At 31.8% G+C, this 22,874-nt stretch carries 17 protein-coding genes and 5 pseudogenes; 8 read left to right on the top strand and 14 right to left on the bottom strand.

The annotated features are described in order from the left end of the window. Window positions 1-35 precede the first annotated feature (35 nt). Together D9V42_RS07950 and D9V42_RS07945 are read right to left on the bottom strand one after the other, a co-directional pair. A complete protein-coding gene (locus D9V42_RS07950; RefSeq protein ID WP_122064313.1) occupies window positions 36-1,523 on the bottom strand; it encodes an MFS transporter in 1,488 nt (495 codons plus the stop codon). A 95-nt stretch (window positions 1,524-1,618) separates the two neighbouring features. Next, window positions 1,619-2,440, bottom strand: a complete 822-nt coding sequence (locus tag D9V42_RS07945; RefSeq protein ID WP_122064311.1) for a MerR family transcriptional regulator — start codon at window positions 2,438-2,440, stop codon at window positions 1,619-1,621. Between the two features lie 256 nt (window positions 2,441-2,696). Here D9V42_RS07945 and bioB point away from each other — a divergent pair, with 256 nt between their 5' ends. After that, a complete protein-coding gene (gene bioB / locus D9V42_RS07940; protein WP_122064309.1) occupies window positions 2,697-3,665 on the top strand; it encodes a biotin synthase BioB in 969 nt (322 codons plus the stop codon). A gap of 284 nt (window positions 3,666-3,949) precedes the next feature. Here bioB and D9V42_RS07935 read toward each other — a convergent pair whose 3' ends face one another. Then, a complete protein-coding gene (locus D9V42_RS07935) occupies window positions 3,950-5,380 on the bottom strand; it encodes a YfcC family protein (RefSeq protein WP_122064307.1) in 1,431 nt (476 codons plus the stop codon). A 374-nt stretch (window positions 5,381-5,754) separates the two neighbouring features. Between D9V42_RS07935 and D9V42_RS07930 the strand changes: the two genes are divergently transcribed. The 4 genes from D9V42_RS07930 to D9V42_RS07915 all read left to right on the top strand — a co-directional run bounded on the left by D9V42_RS07930 (window position 5,755) and on the right by D9V42_RS07915 (window position 8,946). Continuing rightward, complete coding sequence (locus D9V42_RS07930; protein ID WP_122064305.1) at window positions 5,755-6,870, top strand: efflux RND transporter periplasmic adaptor subunit; 1,116 nt, start codon at window positions 5,755-5,757, stop codon at window positions 6,868-6,870. After that, entirely contained in the window at window positions 6,867-7,547 is a 681-nt protein-coding gene (locus tag D9V42_RS07925) for an ABC transporter ATP-binding protein (protein WP_107556316.1), read from the top strand. The genes D9V42_RS07930 and D9V42_RS07925 overlap by 4 nt, the downstream gene beginning before the upstream one ends. Beyond that, the gene (locus tag D9V42_RS07920) at window positions 7,544-8,719 is read left to right on the top strand and encodes an ABC transporter permease (protein WP_122064303.1); all 1,176 of its coding nucleotides are present in this window, start codon (window positions 7,544-7,546) and stop codon (window positions 8,717-8,719) included. Before D9V42_RS07925 ends, D9V42_RS07920 begins: the two co-directional genes overlap by 4 nt. A gap of 131 nt (window positions 8,720-8,850) precedes the next feature. Then, window positions 8,851-8,946 carry a type I toxin-antitoxin system Fst family toxin gene (locus tag D9V42_RS07915; protein ID WP_011276848.1) on the top strand — a complete coding sequence of 32 codons (96 nt, stop codon included), beginning with the start codon at window positions 8,851-8,853 and terminating at the stop codon, window positions 8,944-8,946. Window positions 8,947-9,066: 120 nt separating this feature from the next. Here the strand turns inward: D9V42_RS07915 and D9V42_RS07910 are convergent, their stop codons facing one another. The 7 genes and pseudogenes from D9V42_RS07910 to hxlA form a co-directional block, all read right to left on the bottom strand. Then, entirely contained in the window at window positions 9,067-9,852 is a 786-nt protein-coding gene (locus D9V42_RS07910) for a hypothetical protein (RefSeq protein WP_122064301.1), read from the bottom strand. 35 nt (window positions 9,853-9,887) lie between these two features. Continuing rightward, a pseudogene (locus D9V42_RS07905) lies at window positions 9,888-10,435 on the bottom strand (recombinase family protein). A 590-nt stretch (window positions 10,436-11,025) separates the two neighbouring features. Beyond that, on the bottom strand, window positions 11,026-11,550 hold the full coding sequence (locus D9V42_RS07900) for a hypothetical protein (RefSeq protein ID WP_031867996.1): 525 nt from the start codon (window positions 11,548-11,550) through the stop codon (window positions 11,026-11,028). Window positions 11,551-11,679: 129 nt separating this feature from the next. Further along, window positions 11,680-12,103, bottom strand: a pseudogene (locus D9V42_RS07895) (Rossmann-fold NAD(P)-binding domain-containing protein); the annotation flags it as partial. A 379-nt stretch (window positions 12,104-12,482) separates the two neighbouring features. Continuing rightward, window positions 12,483-12,598, bottom strand: a pseudogene (locus D9V42_RS15695) (DUF536 domain-containing protein); the annotation flags it as partial. A 438-nt stretch (window positions 12,599-13,036) separates the two neighbouring features. Next, window positions 13,037-13,585, bottom strand: coding sequence for a 6-phospho-3-hexuloisomerase (gene hxlB, locus D9V42_RS07885; RefSeq protein ID WP_122064299.1), 549 nt, complete (start codon window positions 13,583-13,585; stop codon window positions 13,037-13,039). Window position 13,586: 1 nt separating this feature from the next. Beyond that, window positions 13,587-14,219 (bottom strand): 3-hexulose-6-phosphate synthase, encoded by a 633-nt coding sequence (hxlA, locus tag D9V42_RS07880; RefSeq protein WP_107556046.1) that lies wholly within the window; start codon window positions 14,217-14,219, stop codon window positions 13,587-13,589. Between the two features lie 90 nt (window positions 14,220-14,309). Between hxlA and D9V42_RS07875 the strand changes: the two genes are divergently transcribed. After that, window positions 14,310-14,654 (top strand): winged helix-turn-helix transcriptional regulator, encoded by a 345-nt coding sequence (locus tag D9V42_RS07875; RefSeq protein ID WP_065339085.1) that lies wholly within the window; start codon window positions 14,310-14,312, stop codon window positions 14,652-14,654. A gap of 406 nt (window positions 14,655-15,060) precedes the next feature. On the opposite strand, the gene pdxR is transcribed toward D9V42_RS07875, so the two are convergent. Next, a complete protein-coding gene (gene pdxR / locus D9V42_RS07870) occupies window positions 15,061-16,473 on the bottom strand; it encodes a MocR-like pyridoxine biosynthesis transcription factor PdxR (RefSeq protein WP_122064297.1) in 1,413 nt (470 codons plus the stop codon). 126 nt (window positions 16,474-16,599) lie between these two features. Between pdxR and D9V42_RS07865 the strand changes: the two genes are divergently transcribed. Further along, on the top strand, window positions 16,600-17,511 hold the full coding sequence (locus D9V42_RS07865) for a DMT family transporter (RefSeq protein WP_122064295.1): 912 nt from the start codon (window positions 16,600-16,602) through the stop codon (window positions 17,509-17,511). Window positions 17,512-18,083: 572 nt separating this feature from the next. Further along, the gene (locus D9V42_RS07860) at window positions 18,084-19,232 is read left to right on the top strand and encodes an alcohol dehydrogenase catalytic domain-containing protein (RefSeq protein WP_122064293.1); all 1,149 of its coding nucleotides are present in this window, start codon (window positions 18,084-18,086) and stop codon (window positions 19,230-19,232) included. 141 nt (window positions 19,233-19,373) lie between these two features. Here D9V42_RS07860 and D9V42_RS07855 read toward each other — a convergent pair. The 3 genes and pseudogenes from D9V42_RS07855 to D9V42_RS07845 all read right to left on the bottom strand — a co-directional run. After that, window positions 19,374-21,634: pseudogene (locus D9V42_RS07855) on the bottom strand (ATP-binding cassette domain-containing protein). A gap of 257 nt (window positions 21,635-21,891) precedes the next feature. Beyond that, window positions 21,892-22,410, bottom strand: coding sequence for a type 1 glutamine amidotransferase domain-containing protein (locus D9V42_RS07850; RefSeq protein ID WP_122064291.1), 519 nt, complete (start codon window positions 22,408-22,410; stop codon window positions 21,892-21,894). A gap of 155 nt (window positions 22,411-22,565) precedes the next feature. Continuing rightward, a pseudogene (locus tag D9V42_RS07845) lies at window positions 22,566-22,868 on the bottom strand (orotidine 5'-phosphate decarboxylase / HUMPS family protein); the annotation flags it as partial. Window positions 22,869-22,874: the final 6 nt, after the last annotated feature.

The following is a 22,874-nucleotide window of genomic DNA, read 5'->3' as shown; positions in this document are numbered from 1 at the left end:
AGATTGAACGTTTCATCTGCTTTTTATACGCTTATTTATTCAGGTAGTCGCTTATGTTTTAAGTCCATCCATATTAATAAGATAATGGTGAATGCTAGCGACAAAATACTTATAATAATAATGAGTGAAAAGGCATCGTCATATGCTGCTTTGCCAGCCTCGATAAGTTCATTACTGATAGATAAAGGAAGTTGTTCTGCTTGAATCAATGTCTCATCTAAACTGCCTTTTGCCTTAGATAAATCAATAGAATTACTATTAAAATTAAAGAATAAACTGTAGAAAACAGAGAATAATCCACCTAAAATAGCGATGCCTAATGATCCACCAAATTCAAACGACACTTCTTCAATAGAAGCGGCCATACCAGAATGCTTATCATCCGCATTTGACATAATAGCGTTAGATGCTAGCGTCATTGCGCCACCTAAACCAAGACCAATGATGATTAAAGTAACAATTTGCATGGCTAAATGTGCATGTAAAACCCAATAAAATGCTGATATGCCGATAAAGGCCAGTAGTAAGGTTACCCATTGTAGTTTTAATGTGCCAAATTTAGTTAATATAATTCCAATTAAAATTGCGCCTACCAGTGAGGCTAAGGCCATCATCATTATTGTTAACCCAGCATTTAATGGTGTTAAGCCTAAAACAAGTTGTAGCCTTTGAGAAAGAATATATTCAAATCCCATCAATATAAAGGAAGTTGTAATAGCAACAATCGTCCCCCCCGTAAAGTATGGGTTTTTAAAGATAGCTAAATTGATTAATGGAAATTTTAATCTATTTTGTCTTCTAATGAACATCCATATAGCAATGAGTCCAATAGCGAAAGCACCGAATAATACTGCTGAATTATGATCTGGCTTAGCTAATTCTTTGATTGCAAATACTACTGTAATCAGTCCTACCATGATTTGGAATGAGCTTATAAAATCCCAAGTACCATCTTTGTTTGTAGGGTATTGAGGTATTAAAATATAAGAAATAATTAAGACGATAATCACAACAGGTATATTGATAATAAATACAGATGGCCATGAAAATTTCTCTAATAATAGACCACTTATTACAGGACCTAAACCCGCACCAGCTGCGGTAATTGCAGACCAAATACCAAGTGCTAATGCACGTTCTTGGTAATCTTTGAATGTTAATTTTATGATTGATAGTGTTGAAGGCATCATTGTAGCAGCGCCTATAGCTAATAACACTCTAGCCAATATTAATACAGTTGGCGTCGTAGCACTTGCTGCTAGTAATGAAGCGCCACCAAAAATAGCCAAACCAAGTAAAAACATCTTCTTATAGCCTACATAATCTCCCAATGTACCAAGACCGGGTAGTAATCCTGCAACTACTAAAGCATAGGCATTAACAATCCATAATTTTTGTGTAGCTGTTGCTTCTAAATCATGTGTTAGCAACGGCAGGGCAGTATATAAAACTGTCATATCAATCACGATTAAAAATAATGCACTAGAAACCAAACATAAGATTATCCATTTTTTTATATTCATAACGGTCACCTACTTTCCATATATAAAAATATAAACTATACGGTAACCAGATAGTCAAGCATGGTTTTGTAAGTTTTTATACAAAGCAGAAAGTATTAAATTTTTTCGACTGCTATAGAAATTTTTGTGACATATTTATCGGGCCCATTAGTACTGATTTCATCAACAACATATTCTTCAAAGCTATCACCAATCATTTTATGTCCAGTGTTTATTAGATAATCTTTAATTTTTTTATGTGTTTTGTATAACGTTTCATCAGGGCCTTCATGGTAGGCAATCACGTATTGCCCTTTGTCTCTAGTAAAATGTGACTGCTTAATATTTTGTTCTACTTGAATATAAAAATGATTAAACACAGTGTATTTATCGTTTTGAATATTATTTTTAGCAATGATGACACCAATAGGATAACCAGAGTCTAGGTGATTATGCTTTATAAAATTGATAAACATCATGAGTTTATGCGATGAAGATTTAAGTGTTACGTCGCCGATAGTATCACTTAACAAATAGTATTGTGTTGGTAACGTTACAATAGCTATAGAAGAAAAGTCCGCTTTGTAAGACTCATATAAATAACGCTTTTTATTTTGTACGGTTAGCTTTTGTTGTTTTAATTGTTGGATTTTCAAATCTATTTCTTGTTCTTTGTCGGCTAACAAATTAATTGTTTTAGGTAGTGATCGAATATCTAAAAATTCCTTTATTTCAGTAAGCGATAAACCAAGCCCCTTCAATATATCAATCACACTGAATATTTCTAATTGTTTTAAAGTGTAAAATCGATAACCTTTGTCATTCCTATATTGAGGCTTTAAAATACCAATTTCATCATAATGGAAAAGTGTCTGCTTTTTCACACTACATAATTCAGAGAATTCTCCCGTCGTAAATAAAGTTTCAGCTAAACTCATGGTTACCTCCTGCGTAATAATATGTAAATTACTATAATTATCATTCAGCAATATAAAACATTCAAATATTTAGTGTAAAAAGCTTGTCCTTTTACCTTAGTAAATAGAGAGGGTTATGAAGTATATGGAATTAATGTGGGTGTAATGTAAACTAAAATTTTTAAAAGGTTTACATTTAGTATTAATTAGTTTTATGATGAATTAAGTAGAAATTTAAAAATAATATTTAATTCATATTTTAAAAGGGGATGTATATATGAAATTAGCTCAAAGTATTTTACAAGGAAAGCAGTTAACTAAAGAAATGTTACTGGATGTATATGAAGACGCGAGTGTGGATACATTAGATTTGTTAAATGAAGCTTATATTTTGAGAAAGCACTATTATGGAAAAAAAGTGAAATTGAACATGATTTTAAATGCAAAAAGTGGTATATGCCCAGAAAATTGTGGCTATTGTGGGCAATCTAGAGATATGAAGCAAAAACAAAGGTACGCATTAGTTCCAGAAGAGCAAATTCTTAAAGGGGCTGAAGTGGCACATGAACATGACATAGGTACCTACTGCATTGTAATGAGTGGTAGAGGACCTAGTAACAAAGAAATAGATCATATAAGTAAATCAGTAGAAGAAATTAAGGCAAAACATCCTCAACTTAAGATATGTGCGTGTTTAGGGTTAACAAATGATGAACAAGCTAAAAAACTAAAACAAGCTGGCGTGGATAGATATAATCATAATATTAATACGAGTGAAAATTATCATGAGGAAGTTGTAACTACACATACATACAAAAATAGAACGGATACGATAGAAATCATGAAGGAAAATCATATCTCGCCATGTTCTGGAGTGATTTGTGGTATGGGGGAATCTAATCAAGACATCATAGATATGGCATTTGCATTGAAAGAAATAGATGCGGATAGTATTCCTATAAATTTTCTACATCCTATTAAAGGAACAAAGTTTGGAGACATGGATGAGTTAACACCAATGAAATGTTTACGGATTATAGCGCTATTTAGAATTATAAATCCATCTAAAGAAATTAGAATTGCAGGAGGTAGAGAGGTTAATTTACGCTCGCTACAACCACTAGCTTTAAAAGCTGCAAATTCAATATTCGTGGGAGATTATCTTATTACAGGTGGTCAGCCGAATAAATTAGATTATAAAATGATAGAAGATTTAGGCTTTGAAATTGATTTTGGTAATCATTGATTACCAATGAAGTAGCTCATGGTGTAAAAATCTTTAATGTAGTGTGATTTAACTCCTACAATAGTGAAGGGAACAGGAGAAACTCATCATAAGTTTATCTCTTGCTCCCTTAAAATTAAACACTGTCACAAAAAGACATATAGATTGTTAAGCATCGCGTCTATCTTCTATGCATGTCGTTATTTTAGGCATACTGTTTTGCGATAAGTATCATAGTATATGTAATTTCTGACTTAGTCTTGAGTATTATATTTTTAAGATAGTACTATATTATAAAAAGCTATTTAAGACCATCCACTAAGTTGTGCAATGATTAATGTAATAATAGAAATAATTGCCCATATTATAAAGAGCGGGAAGAAGAAGCGGATCCATTTAGTATAAGAAACGCCACCTATGGCTAATGCTGCCATAAAATAACCACTCGTAGGATAAAATATGTGTGTGAAGCCATCTCCAAGCTGGAAAGCTAAGACAGCGGTTTGTCTAGTGATGCCAAGCATGTCAGATAAAGGAGCCATAATAGGCATTGTAACCAATGCTTGACCACTACCAGAAGAGATGATGAAGTTGATCAACATCTGTACTGCATACATGCCGATGACTGCAATGGTTGGTGTAGTACCATCAATAACTGAACCAAGTCCATGAACGATGGTGTCCATAATCTTGCCGTCTTCAAGAACTACAGCAATGGAACGTGCAAGGCCAACGATGATTGCACCCATGAGTACATCCTTAAAGCCATCATTGAATGCTTCGCAAATCGTTTGCATGGATAGACCAGAAACGTAACCGACGATGACGCCCATGAATATAAATAAACCAGCCATTTCTACCATGAACCAACCTTGGGTAGTGACGCCGTATACCAGGATAATAAAGAAGGCAAAGATAACAGCGATGCCCCACTTTTGTCTTGTTGTAGCTTTAGATGGTGCATGTTCTGTAATGTGTTGATACAGCTCTCTTTTTTCTGAGTCGTCCTCATATACGGAGCTTAAAGTAGGTTGTTTTTGAACTTTTCTAGCATAACGCATAATGAAAATAATTGTGGCTGCTAACACTACAATAAATAAGACGATTCTTAAACCGATACCTGAGAATACAGGGATACCAGAAAGCTTTTGTGCTAATCCCGTATTGATAGGGTTAAGTACACCTACTGTAAAGCCCACAACTGTTCCACAAAGAGCAATCGCTGTGGCAGTTATAGAATCATATCCTAAAGCGATGATGAGTGGAATGATGACAGGAATATAAACTAGCGATAATTCTGCGGTACCAATTAAAGTAGCTACAATAGCAAATACTGTAGTTAATACCGGAATAATAAATATACTTTTATAAATAAACCGACGCGCTAAGTTATCAACAGCAATTTCAATGATACCCGTTCTTCTAAGTACCATGAACATGCCACCAATAATTAATGTAAAGAATACAATTTCCCCAGCTTCAATGAGTCCTCTAGGAATAATCGATATAAAGTCTACAATGCCTACTGGTGCAGAAGTAATGTAGTGAAATGAATCAGCATCCACCATTTCTCTGCCTTCAGGGCCCTTAATTCTCTTAAATTCACCTGATGGAACAATATAAGTAGCAAGCGTAGCGATTACACCAAAAATAAATAAAATGACATAGATGTGTGGCATTTTAAATTTTTTCTTAGGTTTTGGCGCATGATTGCGTGCTTTATTGAAGTAACTCAAATAACCTCCCCCTTATATAAATGCTAAATAAATTAAATTTACCATAAAATAATTAAAAATAATTTGTTAGATTCTGAAAATTTAGAAATATTTTTGTTGATTTTTACATTTTAATATACATATGAAATATTAATTTACAATTATAAATAAAGCATTAAGAGATGATATGTTTGAAATGAGTGTTTACACTTGGGTGTAACATAAACGAAAGATGTAGTAGATTCAGTGAAAAATAAAAATAATTCAAGTGTCAATATCGTTATATATATAAATTCAAAATGATATTGATTTATTAATTATGAAATGCTTTATGTTTTTAATTGTGTGGCTGTGATATTCTTACTGTGAGAATATATACAAGGAGTGTTTGTTAATTGAAGAAAAAATGGATGTGGCTTATAGGGATTGTCGCAGTTATAGTATTGTTAGCCATTGCTTTAGTATTAAAACAAGTGAATAGCGATGAAAAGGATAAAGACGGTTACGATACATATAAAGTGGAGCAAGAAAGTCCACTTAATTTAGAGGGGAAAGCATCGCCTCAATCAGTAAAAACATATAACAACAATAGCCAGTTAGGCACATTTGTAAGTACACAAGTTGATGATGGTCAATCAGTGAAGCAAGGTCACTCACTCATTAACTATGACGTTAACAATAATAAACGCCAACAATTAGTAAATAAAGTAGACGAAGCACAGGGCGCTGTTAATGAAGATTATAAAAATATTAATCAAGCGCCCAACAATAGTGATTTACAGAAGAAACTGACACAAGATCAAAGTGCATTAAACGAAGCACAACAACAGTTGAATCAACATGATAAGCAAATCAATGACAGTGTCTATGCAGCATTTGATGGTAAAGTAGATATCAAAAATAAGGAAAATGTATCAGATGGGCAAACAATATTACAATTGGTTTCAAATGAACCACAAATTAAAACAACGGTGTCCGAATTTGATTTAGAAAAAATCAAAGAAGGCGACAAGGTAGACGTTAAAATCACAAGTAACGGTAAAACAGGAAATGGCACAATTAAAAAAATCGCAGAATTACCTAAAAGCTATGAAGATCAGTTGAGTGAATCTGGTGCTGCAGGTGGTGCGAGTGCCGGAGGAAGTGGTGATGAAGAAAGTGCTACAATGAAGTCATCCAACCCAGTTCAATCAGCGCCAAGTGGCGGTAATGATTCAGAGTCCTCTAAATATACAGTGATTATTAGTGATATAGATATTCCAGTACGTGCAGGTTATTCTATGGAAGTAAAAGTCCCATTAGACTCTATTAAATTACCTAAAACAGTATTAACGAAAGATAATAACGTATTTGTCGTTAATAAGGATAATAAAGTTGAAAAACGTAATATTAAAATCGATAAAGTAAACGGAGAAATATTCGTTAAAGAAGGACTGAACAAAGGTGACAAAGTCCTCAAAAACCCTAAAAACACATTAAATGATGGAGACAAAGTTGAGGTGTCATCATGATAGAACTTGTAGATATCAATCGACACTTCAAAAATGGGGATGAAGAGAACCATATTTTGAAAGACATTAATATCAACATTAACGAAGGTGAATTCATTGCGATTATGGGTCCCTCAGGTTCTGGTAAGAGTACATTAATCAATATACTAGGGTTTATTGACCGTGGATATGAAGGAGATTACCTTTTTAATGGAGAAAATTATAAAAAAACTTCAGATAATCAACTCTCAGATATTAGAAATAAGACCGTAGGGTTCGTATTCCAAAACTTTAAACTGATTCAAAATAATACCATTTTAGAGAATGTAAGTATTCCTTTGGTGTATGCTGGTTTAGGATCTCAAGCGCGCAAACAAAGAGTAGTCGACACTTTGCATGATGTGGGCTTGTACGATAAAGAAAGTCTTGTCCCTAATAAATTATCAGGTGGGCAACAACAACGTGTGGCGATTGCACGCGCTATTGTTAATCAACCTAAATTTATTATTGCCGATGAACCAACGGGAGCGTTAGATTCGAAGACTTCGAAGGATATTATGGAATTATTTATGAAGTTAAATAAAGAGTCTAATACGACGATGATCATGGTCACACACGATCGTAAAGTTGCCGATAAAGCCGACCGTATTATTCACATTTTAGATGGACGCGTTCAGCGGGAAGAGGTGGTAGAATGAAGAATTTATCGAATATTATCGCCATCTCGTTCAAATCTATTTTAAAAAACAAACGCCGTAATATCTTTACTATGATTGGTATTATTATTGGTATTGCAGCAGTTATAACGATTATGTCATTAGGTAATGGATTTAAAAAGACTGCGGCAGATGAATTTTCAGATTCAGGCGCTGGTAAAAACTCCGCACTTATTAGCTTTATGACAAGCAGTGGAGAAAGTGCGAAAAATAACCCATTCAGTCAGCAAGATATAGGTATTGTTAAACAAATTGATGGCGTATCAGATGCCAAAATTAAAGAAACTGAAGATCAAGGTTATTCAGCAAAAATGACAAATCCACAGAAAAAAGGCGACATCAGTATTTTGAAAAAGGACGAAGTAACGCGTCCTGAAGAAGGAAAAGGCTTCGATTCAGAAGATAATGAATTACGCAAAAAGGTCGTAACGGTTGATGATAAAATTGCCAAAGATGTCTTTAATAAAGATGCGATAGGTAAGACGTTGTATATTGATGGCCAAGGCTTTGAAGTTGTAGGTATCGTGAATGATATGATGAACCCTAAAGCTGTTAGCATGCCGTCTCAAACATTTAATCAATATATGGGCAATTTACAGCAAGATTTTCCGTCATTACAATTAATCATTGCCGATAATGCGAATAAAAAAGAAGTAGCTAACAAAGTTGCGGATAAATTGAATAAAAATGGTTCGGGTATGCCTGACGGTAGCTATAGTTATAATGACACTGAAGAGATGATGAAAGGAATTAACAAAGTCTTTGATGGTATTACTTACTTTGTGGCAGCAGTAGCAGGCATTTCGTTATTTATTGCAGGTATTGGTGTTATGAATGTAATGTACATCTCAGTTACTGAACGTACGGAGGAAATAGCGATTCGCCGCGCATTTGGTGCGAAAAGTAGAGATATCGAGCTACAATTTTTAGTAGAAAGTGTTGTCCTGTGTGTCCTCGGTGGTCTTATTGGATTGATTCTAGGTATTTTAATCGCCAGTCTAGTTGATGCGATCACGCCAGACTACATTAAGAGTGTTGTTAGTATCAGTTCTGTCGTCATTGCGGTAGGTGTTTCTATGTTGATAGGAATTGTTTTTGGTTGGATTCCAGCCCGAGCAGCAGCTAAGAAAGAGTTAATTGATATTATTAAATAAATACTAAAATTATGACATATTAACATCATTTAACTTATCGGAAGCGCATATGTTTATGTATTTACAGATGATATAATAATGAAGTCGCCTATCTCTCAGGCGTCAATTTGACGTAGGGGGAGGTGTTATTCATGTTGGAAATCCTTGTTCATATCACGACCACAGTCATCAGTGGTTGTATTATTGCGTTATTTACGCATTGGCTGCGTAATCGCAAAGACAAATAGGCGACAATAGCCACACCTACAAAAATCCCCTCACTACCGCAAATAGTGAGGGGATTGGTGTATCCATGTTGGATTCCTTGTTAAGTGCATTATAACATCATAGTGGAGAGGAATGCAAAATTATAATATAATACCTTTCTTAGATAATTCTTTTTGATAACGTTTAATATGACCTTTTACTATAGAGTCAGTAATTGAGAATATACCTTTGGATATTCCTGTATCTCTATATATTAGCACAATGTTAAATACTACTAATATAACTGTAGTAATAATACTAGGTAAGTCAATTTTATTGTTACTATTATATAAAGAAATTAGAAAAAATAAAAGATTTACAGAAGGTAAGCAGAAAAAGCTTATAAAAACTAATACGTTATAGATTGTATTTAATTTATAAGAAACTTCATTTTTAAAAGTGTTATTGATCTCGAGTAGTTTTGATTTTATTTGTTTATTATCTCCATTTAAACTAGCTGTCTCTATCGATAATAAATTTGATGTTTTTGTAGAATGGTTCTTCTCGTAATCATCATCCATGTGCTTTCTATTTGAATTTATAGTCAATAAATACTTGTTCTTAACATTTATCTTAATCATTAAAGAAATTAACCCAATTAAAAATATAATTATTGTTGAAATAGTTAAAGTATTATTTACCGTTGACTCATTATTAGTAGATGAGGATACAGTTATATAAATTGTAAAAAGTATTATTAAAACTAATAAATTTGTGAAAAAGAAAAGAATAAGTGAACTGAAAAATATTTTAACTTTTTTAATAGTCATATCTTCACTTTTGGTAAATTTAAGAACAGCCTTTGATGTAGCTACAAGTCCACCGATAATAGTAACCAAAGTAGCAAGTAAGGGTAAGGAACTAGTGAAAATTTCTGTGTATTTCATATTAACTTCTCCTATTTATATATGGTATTATCACACTAGTTTTTAATTATTCTATACACAGTAGAACGACTTACACCAGTCTCTTGAGCAATTTCTTCACCGGTAAGTTTTTTTCATCGTATAAAAATTTAATCTCTCTTTTTTTGTGGTCAGGTAATGAAGGTCTTCCACCTTTTCGTCCTCTTGCTCGCGCTGCTTCTAGACCTTTTTTAGTTCGTTCACTTAACAAGTTAGCTTCAAGTTCAGAGAATGCACTCATCATTGTAAAGAACATTTTGCCCATCGCGTCCTTGGTTGATACGTTCATATCTATAATATGTAAATCAATACTATTATCATCTAACCATTGAGATAACTCAATTAATTGCTTTGTTGTTCGGCCAAGACGATCTAGTTTATAGATAACTAGAATATCTCCTTCTCGTAAACAATCCAAACACTTATCAAGTTCCGTTCTTTTTGTTTTACGACCACTTGCTTTCTCGCTAAAGATACGTTCACAACCATATTCCTCAAGTGTATCAATCTGTCCATTAAGACTTTGATCTTGTGTTGATACACGTGCATAGCCAATTTTAGCCATTTGCACACTTATTAGCGAAATATAATTCTCGATGCAAATAAACGCGTCTCTTATCGCCTAAATCTCATGAGTTTTGATATTTATGATGCATAGATTGTAGTACAAGTTTATAGACTTAAATATCCAAGAAAAACCTCTTAATATTAAGTTAAGAGGTTTTGTGTCAAAATCGAACGATTTTTCTAACTAGAATTTTAATTATAGACATAAAAATACACTCCTCTAATGTAATTCACTTTTTATATTTAAAGTGTCTACTTTTAGAGGAGTGTATCAAATTCTAGGCTAGTTATTTTTTATGAAAAACTTTAATGTACTTTTGTATATTTCGTTTTAGTTATTTTATGAATTAATCATGAAAATGTAGATTAGTATTCTTATAAAATAATTAACTCATAATCAATATTTAAAACAAGCTGAACTCTATTTTTCTTTGTTAGTGTTAACTGAACAAGCAAAGTATCAACTAATGAGATGATATAAAAAATACGATTATTATAAGAATCATTATCATATTTTATGATTAAAAAGCATTTTGTTAAAGAAAGGCCTTACTATTAACTATCTTATTTTTCATTCATTTTATTACTTTAAATAAACTGTAATTCATAAATGTTCTTATCTTCGTAGTTATTGAATGCATCTATATGCCCTTTTAAAAATATTTCTTGTTTTTTTCTACTCACATTATGATAATAGGATAACTTAATATTCATATTGGATTCGTAACCGTTATTTTTTATAGTATCTTCTAATTCATCAAATACTGTCTTATTTATAGGTAACATATAACCTTCTTTACTAGGTAACATATTAACATACTTTTTTTGAATAACTTTATCTTCACCTAATAAAACTTCAATGGTGATTTTTTTTGCTGCACCGCCTCCTAAATTATATAATTTCAAATAATCTTCATTTTCTTCCACATTGGAAGTGGTGTTTTTTAAAATTAATTTTTGGTCTTTATCTCTAATTAATAAAATCTGATTAAATCCTAATGCAGGAATAAAACTTATTTTCATTTGGTAAAGTTGAACTGATACTGATACAAAATAAAATAACGCCATAATAAATGTTCCAAGCGATCCTATCGCTGATATAATATTAATCATATTTAGCTCCTTTTCTTTTTTAGGAAATAGTAGTAGGAAATTAAACATAGCATAAAACAATTTATATTCAACAATCTACGAATATAAATTTCATATTAACTATATAAAAACGAGCATTGGATACCAATTTTTTAGTATTGGATAAGAACTTCCCTTAGCACTTATAATTAGTCCAGCTCTCAACGTAGTTACTGGCACACCATATGCTCCTAAAATGTCTTTACACTCTAAGCGACTTCTTAAACATGGTGGTAATTCATTCGTATTTGGAATTAGGTCACTCATAAATATGATATGTTTAACTTTATTAAAACCTTGATGCTTTAGCAAAATTATCTGCTAATATTTCATCTATATCTTCAAAACTTGCTTGTGTTAACTTAGCTGAAGGTATGATCGAATGAACAAGATATATAGCGATATCTACGTTTTTCATTACTTCTGTTATCTCATTTAAATCAAATAAATCTGAAGATTTCCATGTAACATTTTGTTCATTAGACTTATTTTCTATATATGCTGAAGCACCTGTTAATAGAATTTTTTCGTAAATTTAGCCTCCAATTTTAAAATGAGCAGGCACATGCTTGCCTCAGCTCATCTTTTTCATAATAAGCTAAATTGCTCATTACAATTAAATTAATTTGATATAAGTGTGGCAAGAGTTTTACGTCTCTTAATAAATAATACCCAATTTTATTGATAAATGAACTTAAATTTAAAATTAAATTGATGAGTATCAGAAGTACGATTCACATAAAAAGGTACGACAAGTTTATGAGCTTGTCGCACCTTTTTAATTACAATTAGTTACTAACAAACGACTCCAAAAGCCTTTTTCAGTTGTGTTTATTCACCCTTTTTTCTTCCTGATGTTGATTAATATTTACAGCGTCTGTAGTATATGATGCTTCTTACACATCCACTTTTTATCTATCATTAGTAGGTGTAACAAAGGAATAATTAAGCAGCCTCTCTTCCTCTAATTGATTTTTGAATCTTTTTTATTACTCTGTAACGCCAAAACTTGCTGATTCTTAAGCAATCTTTTATCTTTCCTGCAACTCTTTTCTATTTTGGCTCATATATGCGTTTTAAGAAACAAATGTAATTGAATAGGTTAAAAATTATATATTTTTAAAGTTTCCTTTAAACCAACTGTTAAAATGTATAATAAGGATATTGGATTACCATATGTAAATTTGTTTTTAGCACGACGTTTTTTAGGTGTGTAAGTGTGCCTTCAGATATAAAAATAAAAGTCAACCTAGAAAAAGTAGATTGACTTTTTCTTTTGATGCAGTATCGTCAATGTAAATCTAAAAATTATGGCTATAAATCTACATCACTTTTCAAAAATGTAGTAGTGATATTCAATACTAATTAATTTTTATAACTACTAGGAAATATCTTAAAGCGTTTCTTTAAATTAAAAATACTCCACAAATAAATGTGGAGTATTAAAGTGAATTATCTTTTGTAGGTTTTATTCCAGATTAGCATGATTTTGCTGCATTGTTTCTTCATCAACGTTTATCTCAGTCATTAAATCTAAAACAATACTATCTAAAAACACTTGTGATGCTTGTTCAAATAAGCTACCTAGAGGTTGTGCTGAACCTTCAGCATCATATTTCGTTCCCGCCGGTAATTCAATCACTGCATTTGCAAGTTCACCAATCTTTGACGTTGGATTTGTTGACAATAATACAACTTCTGCACCTACAGCTTTAGCTTTATCTGCTAATAATCTTAAATGCTCTGTCGAACCTGAGCCAGAAAGGATAACAAACAAATCTTTTTCGGTAATGGAAGGTGTAGTGGACTCACCCACAACATGCGCGTATTTACCTAATTGATTTAAACGCATTGCAAAACTATTTGCTACAAAGCCAGAGCGACCTTTTCCTGCAACAAATATTTGATTCGCTTCAACCACTTGTGTTAAAAACGTTTTTGCTTCACTATCTTTAACGTGTGATAGTGTATGGTCTAATTCATCTAATATTAAGCGATAATTTGTAATTTCAGTCATATTATCTGCCTTCAATCGCATCTCTACATTGTTTAGCAGCTTCAACTGGATCGTCTGCGTTAGCAATACCGCCACCAACTACAACCAAGTCTGGTTCTTCTGCTACAACTTCTTTAATTGTATCTGGTTTAATACCACCAATAACAGCTACTTTAGAATTAGAAATAACTGATTTAACTTTACGTAAACTTTCTAAAGGAGATTGACCTTCAGCTTGTAAGTCATAACCAGTATGCACAGCGATATAGTCTGCGCCTAAATCGTCTAATTCTTTAGCACGTTTTTCTAAATCTTGGACTGCAATCATATCTACTAACAGTTCTTTACCACTTTTATGTGCTTCTTCAACTGCTGCTTTAATTGATGCATCTTCAGCAACACCTAAAATTGTTACTACGTCTGCACCAAATTTAACTGCTTGGCTTACTTCGTAGTCTGCAGCATCCATAATTTTTAAATCTGCAAGCACTTTTACGCCTTCTATATTATCGTTTAAATGTTGAACCGCTGGTAAACCTTCATTAATAACGATTGGTGTACCGATTTCTACGATATCAACATAATCTTTAACTTTATTCGCAAGTTTTGTCGCTTCCTCTTTATTCAATAAATCAATTGCTAGTTGTAATTCCATATGTTATTACCTCCTATATATTATGTATTCATTATGGTATAATAACTTCGATAATACAATACTGACAAATATGTCACTGAGGAGAAGAAATTGTTAATAGAATACAATAATAAATTATTTTACACTTCTAAAGATTTAGCTTTATCAGTAATTGGTGGTAGGTGGAAAATCCCTATTATTTATCATTTATTACAATCAAAAGTACTTAGGTTGAGTGAATTAGAAAAAAAATTACCAGATATTAATCAAAGAATGTTAATTAGACAATTAAGAGAGCTTGAAAAGGATATGATAATAAAAAGAACTATATATCCAGTAGTCCCTCCAAAAGTTGAATATCGATTAACTAGTGTTGGTTTGTCTCTCGACAATGTGGTCTATGGTATTTGTGAATGGGGAGATGAATATTTGAAATTAATTAACAATGAAAATTAGTTAATTTTTTTAAAAGAAGAAAAATTGAACCGAACTTTATATAATCTCTTTCAGGAATATTGATATGTTTTTATATGGACTAGTAGATCGATATAAATAGAGAACGACTCAGAGACATATAAGTACGCTCTAAACATACAAAATATTTTTTCTGATATTAATAGTGTATATAGGGTCATTAGATTATATATTTAAAAAGGCGAAGTATAATTATACTTCGCTTTAAGTTAATCTTTATAATAAAATTAATATTAAAAATAATGGAATATTAGTATAAATACTAACTTTGCTATCGAAACTATTGTTGATATCACAGTATGAGTAACAAAAGTCTCTTTTAGCATCATTCTTATATACAATACTTTGTATATACTTACCTTTAGAGTCATTATTGAAAAAGAAAATCTTAATAATGATTACTTGTATTTTTTTCAAACCATGCTTTTTCAAGCAGTTTAACTGCTGCTTTTATTTGTTCTATGGATAGTACTGCAAAGCCAAGGAGGACGGTTTGGCCATCATTTTCCCCGTATTCAGAAACAGAATTTACTTTTATACCAAATTTTGCTGCTTGATCAATAGCCTCTTGTTCCGTCATACCATTATTTAAACGTAGGGTTAAATGCAAACCAGAGTCTTGGCCTATAACTTCAACACTTTCTGGGAAATATTTTGAAATAGCTGTAATTAAAACATCTCTTTTTTTTCGATAAACCACTTTCATTTTTTGAATATGTTTTTCCCAATGTCCTCTATTTAAAAATTCTTTTAAGATATTTTGGTCTATGCGAGAGACTGTTTGAGCATAAAAGAAAAAGTCTTCTTGATAAATCTTGATTAGAGAAATTGGTAAAACCATATAACTAATACGCAGAGAAGGTAATAGTAATTTGGAGAAAGTACCCATATAAATCACATTTTCTCCGGTATCTAACCCTTGAAGCGCAGGTACTGGTTTACCACTATATCGAAATTCACTATCATAATCATCTTCAATAATATAACGGTCTTTTTGCTCTTTTGCCCATTTCAATATTTGTAAGCGTTTTGAAACCGGCATAATCATACCACTAGGAAACTGATGGGACGGCGTCACAATCGCTACATCTGCATCAGATTTACTTAAATGGGAAACAAGCATACCTTCTGAATCGATTGGAACCAATTCTACTTGATTTGCTTCTTTTTCAAACAACATCACTTTCCTATGATAGCCAGGGTCTTCAACAGCAAATTTGCTCCTTGGTAATAATAGAAAAAGTATCTTCATTAAAGTTTGTGTGCCAGATCCGATAACAATTTGACTTGGATAACATTTTACTCCTCTTGCTTCGTAAATATAATCCGCAATCGCTCTTCGTAAATATAGCTCTCCTTGAGGATGGCCTAACTGTAATATTTGTTTGTTATCACTTTGAAATATTTCATTTATCAACTTTCTATAAAGGTTAAAAGGAAAAGATTCTAGATCAACACCAGTGTATGCAAAATCATAGGTATAACCATCGTTTTTATTTAATTTTTCTTCCACATACTGGGGGTTTTGATAATTTATATTAAAATCCTCTTCTTCAATATCGCAAACATAATATCCTTTTCTAGGAAGTGCTTTTAAGTAGCCTTCAGCAACTAATTGCCCATAGGCAGATTCAACAGTATTTTGACTAACGCAAAGATGCTGAGAAAGTTTTCGTTTTGAAGGCAATTTCATTTCAGGTAATAATCTTTTTTTCTTTATCTCTTGTTTAATATACGAATATAACTGGATATAAATCGGATCTTTGCCTTGAATATCAAAATTCGGTGTTAACTGTAACATTAACTCTGGCCCCCTCTACTAATAAAATACTGGCACTTATAAAAGAGTCAGATATTCACTATAATACCTCAAGAGTATAATTTTTACATCATAGAAATAAAAAAACAACAACAATGGAGGGTTAAAATGAATCAACAAAATCAACATATAGGATTTATTATTATTATTAGCGGAGCAACTCTTTGGGGCCTATCGGGACCGATGATACAGTGGCTTTTCCAACATTCCAGCATTTCATCCATAGATTTTCTTGTTTTTCGCTTATTATTAGCTGGAATTTTTCTTCTCTTGTACCTTTCTTTTTCAAAAAAACAAATCTTTGAAATTTGGAAGCACCCGGGTCACAGAATTCAACTTATATTATTTGGCGCTATTGGTATGCTCGGTGCTCAATACTTTTTTATCGAGGCAATCAATGTAAGCAATGCTGTCACGGCTATGTTGTTTCAGTTTTTTGCTCCAATCCTTATTACAATTTATGTATCCATACAAATCAAGCAGCTACCAACTGCCAGACAATTTATTTCTATAGTTATAGCTTTAATTGGTCTCTATTTTTTAATCACAAATGGTTCGTATCAAAACATTCTTCTAACCAAACAGGGTATTATCTTTGGAATTCTTACAATGTTAGGTTTTACATTTTATACTATACAACCCGTTTCTTTAATCAAGAAATGGGGCGTCATTCTTGTGGTTGGGTGGGGGATGTTAATCGCAGGTGTACTTTCCTTTTTATTAAATTTAAATTTTAGTATTCAAAGTTTTATTGAAGACTTAACAATCACAACAACTATCATGTTATTAGGTGTGATTATAAGTGGAACTCTTTCTTTTCTTCTTTATATTGGAAGTTTAAAGTATTTATCTCCATCTGAAACAAGCATTTTATCCAGTATAGAACCTCTTGTTGCCATCATCATTTCAATTACTTGGTTAAATGAATCCTTTGGATACTATCAACTAGTAGGCGGACTATTTATTATTATAGCTGTCGTAGCTTTAACTACACCGAAAAAAAGTAAGTATGAAAATTAAACAAATTTTTCAAAATTTTTAAGCTATAAAGTAGTATAAAAAAGATACTTCTTTATAAAGAGTGTCTTAATCATTTCAAAACATGCTCGTTAACGAATATATCTTGATCTATACATTTTTTATCTCTCTTTTCTTATGAGGTACTTTATATTTTCGAGAATCTTGCCATAGTTTGTAAGTAACTTAATTTCCCAAAAAGTAGCAATAACATAATGTGCATTTAAATTATCAGCTTTTAAAAGCAATAAACATTAAAATCCTTCGCTTTTCAGATTTTTATTTCGGTTTAAGAAAACACACAAATTCTTCTTTAAAATCAGCAATTACTTATAAATGGTTCAAAACTGTATAGTTACTTTTAGGTAAATCTTTAATTTTAGTATAGTATATTGCTTACGTGTATTAAACTTATCTATAATTACTTTTTAATTAATTTTGGCTAAATAAATACGATGTTTGGCATTTTGCTACATATGAACTAACAATTTTCTGAAAAGAGTAATAAATCAATTTATTCCTCTGAGTTTACATTATAATACCAAGGGTAAAATCTTTAGAGGAGGATGGTACAAATGAAAGCAGTTACTTATCAAGGTCATAAAAATATGGAAGTGCGTGAAGTACATGATCCAATAATAGAAGAATCAACGGATGCAATTATAAAAATAACAGCTTCAGGTATATGTGGTTCTGATTTACATCTTTACCATCAAGGTGATTTATTTATGGATCCTGATTTTGTTATTGGACATGAGCCAATGGGAATTGTAGAAGAAGTAGGAAAAGAGGTTAAAACCTTAAAAAAGGGAGATAGAGTAGTTATACCTTTTAACATAGGTTGTGGCGATTGTTTCTATTGTAATAATGAAATGGAGTCTCAGTGTGATAATTCTAATCCATCACCGGCAAGTTGGAAAATGAATAATGGTGGACTCTTCGGTTTTGGTGGCATGCACGGAAACCACTGGGGAGGTCAAGCAGAGTATTTGAGAGTCCCATTTGCCGATTTCTCCTCTTTCAAAGTTCCAGATAGTGATTTGAAAGACGAACAAGTATTATTTTTATCTGATGTGGTCCCAACAGCTTATTGGAGTGTTGAACATGCAGGCGTAAAATCTGGAGATACTGTTATTGTTCTCGGTTGTGGCCCAATCGGTTTAATGGCACAAAAATTTGCTAAATTAAAAGGCGCTGAACGTGTTATTGCCATTGACAATGTAGAACATAGATTAACCCATGCCAAAAAATCCAATGGCGCTGAAGTATATAATTTTTCTAGAGAAGATAATATAGGAAAATTACTTCATGAAAGCACACGCGGTGGTGCAGATGTCGTTATAGATTGTGTTGGAATGGATGGCCAAGTTGCTCAAGATGATTTAGAGATAAGTTCAAATTCAGCGCAACGAGGTAATATTAGTCCCATTATTACAGCAGCTGAATCAGTAAGAAAATTTGGAACGATTCAATTAACTGGTATTTACGGTACACCTGCAGACAATTTTCCAATAGATTTAATTTTCAATAGAGATGTCCAAGTAAAAAGTGGACAAGCGCCAGTTATTCATCAAATGCCAAAATTATATGAAATGATTAAAAATGAGGTTTTTGATCCAACAGAAATTATAACTCATACAATGCCTTTAGAAGATGCAAAACAAGCGTATGATATTTTCGATCAGAAAAAAGATAATAATATTAAAGTAATTCTAAAACCATAATAATAAATATATAAAGAAGTCTATATACAGATTATAACCAGTATATAGACTTCTTTATTAATTTCATGTGATAATTTTCAGAATCGCTAAGTTTCAAAATTTCTAAATCTAACCAATGCTCTATGAAAATATGAAACAATTTTAATCATTTGCTATATAAAGTTTCAAATGCTTAGATGTTAATGTTTTATTCTCTTTAACAAAGTTTATAGGATAGCCACTAAATTGTACTTTACCTCCATCTAGACCAGGACCTGGTCCTACATCTATAATCCAATCAGCATCACACATAATTGATAAATTATGTTCAATTAAAATAACAGTGTTATTTTGTTCAATAAGATCATTAAAACAGTTTATCAATATAGGAATATCAGCTTCATGTAAACCTGTCGTAGGTTCATCAAATATAAAAATACTATCTGTAACATCATCATTTAAATATTGGCCTAATTTAACGCGTTGAATTTCACCACCTGATAATGTAGATAGAGGTTGGCCAAGGGTTACGTAATTTAATCCAGTTTTACTTATAGCTTGTAACTTAGACTGAATTTCATTTTCTTTATCAAAAAATCTTATACCTTCGTCAACAGTCAATTCAAGGAAATCAGCAATGGAATAGCCATCTATAGTTGCATTCAACACTTCTGGCTTATAACGTTTACCGTGGCACACTTCACATGTTTGTGAAAATTCACCCATAAATGCAAGTTCTGTTTCAATATAACCTTTACCACCACAATTGGGACAAGCTCCTTTCGAATTATAACTAAACATAGATTTATTTAATCCAGTTTCTTTGCTGAAAAAATTTCTGACTCTATCAAAAACACCTAAATAAGTTAGTAAATTAGACCGATCGGAACCTTGTATCGCTTTTTGATCCATAAATACTGCATTATCATTTTTTGCAAAACCTGCCTTAACAAGTGAACTTTTCCCAGAACCTGCTACTCCAGTTAATACTGTCAAAACATGCTTGGGTATATCAACTGTCACATTATTCAAATTGTTTTGGGTCACTGGTCCCAGATGATAAAAACTCTTTGCTTCACGTATCTCATTTTTTAAGTGATGTTTGATACGTAGTGCTTCCCCAGTAGATGTATCTGAAGACAATAATTCTTTGTATGTTCCCTTAAACGTTATCTCTCCACCTTGCGCCCCTGAACTTGGCCCCATATCAATAATATAATCTGCTTCTTTAATTACATCAGGGTCATGTTCTACAATTAATACTGTATTACCTTTATGTTTTAAAGATTTCAAAATTTCATTTATTTTTGCAATATCCTCTGGATGTAAACCAACACTTGGTTCATCAATGATATAAACCAAATCAGATAGGAACTATTTAAATGTCGTATTAATTTAAGCCGTTGTGCTTCTCCACCTGATAAAGAAGTGGTTACACGGTCAAGAGTTAAATAACTTAATCCTATATAATCAAGTGCTTCTAATTGTTTTCGGAGTGGTTCAATAATAAACTGGGCTGTTGAATTATTTAATTTATTAAGAAATGCTAAATTTTCTTTTACAGTCAATTGTGTGAAATCTGAAATATTTTTCCACATAATTTTACAACTCAAAATTTTCGAATTTAAACGTTGACCGTTACAAGTTGGACAAATTTTATTTTCCACAACATTTTTAAGATGTTTAGCATAACGTTTTTTGTTAAATTCTTTATCTCCCAAGAATATTCTTCTAAACCTAGGTATAAGTCCCACATATTTTGCTGATTTCCGCCATTCTTCAGGTGGTTTTTTTAATTTTATTGGCTCCTGATACAAAAACAAATCTAATTCTTCTTTTGTATATGCTTTTAATTTTTTATCATTATCAAACAGACCACTATCACGATAAGCTTTACCTCTTTCTTTATCAGGTCCAAAAGATGGAAAATTAATAGCACCTTCATTTAAAGATTTGTTCCAATCTAAGAGCTCATTTAAATTAATGTCTTCAATGTAACCTAATCCTTCACATGTTTCACACATACCATTGGGACTGTTAAATGAAAAGGCATCTGAATAACCGACAAAAGGCTCACCTATCCTTGACCATAACAATCTAACAGAGGCGTATATATCAGATACTGTACCTACAGTAGAGCGAGAATTACCATTAAATCTTTTTTGACTAATCGTCATTGCAACAGGAAGATTTTTAATTGCTTTTACTTTTGGTTTAGGCTGCTTATTTAAATGAAATTGAATGTAGCTAGAATAACTTTCATTTAAAAGTTGTTCAGATTCAGCAGCTATTGTTCTGAAAACCAGTGATGACTTACCTGAACCAGAACGACCTGTAAATACTGTAACTAAATGTTTAGGTATAGTTATATTTATATTTTTCAAATTATTTTGTGAAGCTCCTATAATGGTAATATCATTCATAAATTAAATTGCTCTCCATTGTAATTTTTAACAATTAATAGTATAGATGAAGTTAAAAGATTAGTAGAATTTCGAAATAGGTTACATTACAAAAACAGTATGTAGAATATCTAATATTTTATCGTAGATTATAAGTTATCTTAATGAAGTTAAGTTCATTTTATTTTTATAAAAACCTAACAACAAGAGACTAACAGCAAAGTTATAAACTTTGCTGTTAGTCTCTTAGATAATAAATACTGATTGATATTATAAAATTATGCTTTTAACTTTTTAATAATTTCTCTATTGAAATCATCTAAGTCATCTGGGACACGACTCGTTACAATATTGTCATCTATTACAACTGATTCATCAACAACGTGTGCACCAGCATTAGATAAATCTTTACGTACATTGATAACGCCAGTTATTGTGCGACCCTTTAAATCATCAGTATCAACTAGTAGAAGTGGACCATGACAAATCGCAAATGTAGGCACATCATTTTGAGTAAAATACTTAGTAAATGTACCATAGCGACCTTCTTCATCACCACGTAAATGATCGGGTGAGAATCCGCCAGGAATTAATAATGCATCATAATTTTCTGGTTTCGCATCTGCAATGCTAACATCTACAGTTACTTTCTTCCCATGTTTGCCAACAAGTTCATGTTTTGCTGTATCTCCAATAACTTCAGTCTCAAATCCAGCATTTTCTAATGCTTCTTTTGGACTAGTCAATTCTATATCTTCAAATTCATCTGCTAAAATGATTGCTACTTTTTTAGTCATAATACAACCTACCTTTCAATTATATTTTAAAACCTAAGTACTATATACACTAGAAAAAGGAAGTTTAAACATAAAATGTTTTCTAATTTTTTCACCAACTACATGTGCATTTTTATCTGTTTAGTTTAATCTTATTTAATATTAATTGTAACTGATTATGCATTTGTATGGGCATCTACAATATCACGACATTGTTTAGCAGCTTCTACAGGGTCATCAGCATTTGCAATGCCGCCACCAACAATAATTAAATCAGGATTTTCTGCAACAATATCTTTAATTGTATCTGGTTTAATACCACCTGCGACTGCTACTTTAGAATTACTAATTACAGATTTAACTTTACGTAAACTTTCTAAAGGAGATTGACCTTCAGCTTGTAAGTCATAACCAGTATGAACAGCGATATAATCTGCGTCTAAATCATCTAAATCTTGTACTGCAATCATAGCTACTAATTTTAG

This window comes from Staphylococcus pseudoxylosus (assembly GCF_003697915.1).
Classification (GTDB): Bacteria; Bacillota; Bacilli; order Staphylococcales; family Staphylococcaceae; genus Staphylococcus; species Staphylococcus pseudoxylosus.
Note: the sequence above shows the minus strand (reverse complement) of the source record. Positions and strands in the feature narration are given on the sequence as shown.